Origin of the sequence: Actinosynnema sp. NPDC023658 (genome assembly GCF_040639995.1) — a bacterium.
GTDB lineage: Bacteria > Actinomycetota > Actinomycetes > Mycobacteriales > Pseudonocardiaceae > Actinosynnema.
In genome coordinates this window covers 14,295-14,612 of the sequence record NZ_JBFAAX010000124.1, presented here as the reverse complement: position 1 = coordinate 14,612, position 318 = coordinate 14,295, and the positions used below count along the sequence as shown (strand labels likewise).

The 318-nt window shown below is 75.8% G+C and carries 1 pseudogene; it reads right to left on the bottom strand.

Going from position 1 to position 318, the window contains the following annotated elements:
* Positions 1 to 200 (bottom strand): annotated as a pseudogene (locus tag AB0G02_RS16270) (glutamine--fructose-6-phosphate aminotransferase); the annotation flags it as partial.
* Positions 201 to 318 lie beyond the last annotated feature (118 nt).

Sequence of the window (318 nt, the reverse complement as noted above, 5' to 3'; positions counted from 1 at the left end):
CCCGTCGTGCCCGGCGTCCCCTCGGGCACCGCCCGCCGCAGGTCCGCGACCCGTCCGGCGGTCTTGACGACCCGCAGGCCGTCGTCGTCCGCGACCGCGACGCCGGCCGAGTCGTAGCCCCGGTACTCCAACCGGTGCAGGCCCTCCAGCAGCACGGGGACGGCGTCCCGCGGACCCACGTAACCGACGATTCCGCACATGCCCGGTGATCTCCTTCAGCCGTAGACGATCCGGCGCAGCTGGCGTTCGGACAGCGGCGGCGCGGCCCCCGGCCGCCCCGCCCGCTGCACCCGCACCAAACCCCCCAAACGCGGGGTG